We start from the raw sequence: 269 nt of genomic DNA, 5'->3' as shown, positions 1-269 counted from the left end.
CTCCTGTTGTCCTGGAAAGGGGGAACAAATTTGTGGATTACACCAAATTGAATTCATCTACATCCGCCCGATTGGGGAGCGGCGGCAGGCTGATCAAGGAAGAAACGTATCCAGTGGCCCCGGTCCAAACCTCTGGCACGCGCCCAACGCTTAAGCTGAAGATTCCTCAGCCTCAGCCTCAGCATCAAGCACAAACTCAAACACAAGGTCAAGTCGGTTGCGGTGGCCTCGCCACTCCGGAGGTTCTCAAGCCCCTCACTGACCTGACC

At 55.4% G+C, this 269-nt stretch carries 1 protein-coding gene; it reads left to right on the top strand.

Annotation, left to right across the window (positions count from 1 at the left end; all coding sequences use genetic code 11):
• Positions 1 to 32 precede the first annotated feature (32 nt).
• Positions 33 to 269, top strand: a 237-nt coding sequence (locus L9G74_RS20740) for a hypothetical protein (RefSeq protein WP_238898648.1), incomplete at its 3' end; no start/stop codon positions are given.

Source organism: Shewanella electrica (genome assembly GCF_022321485.1).
Classification (GTDB): Bacteria; Pseudomonadota; Gammaproteobacteria; order Enterobacterales; family Shewanellaceae; genus Shewanella; species Shewanella electrica.
Note: the sequence above shows the minus strand (reverse complement) of the source record. Positions and strands in the feature narration are given on the sequence as shown.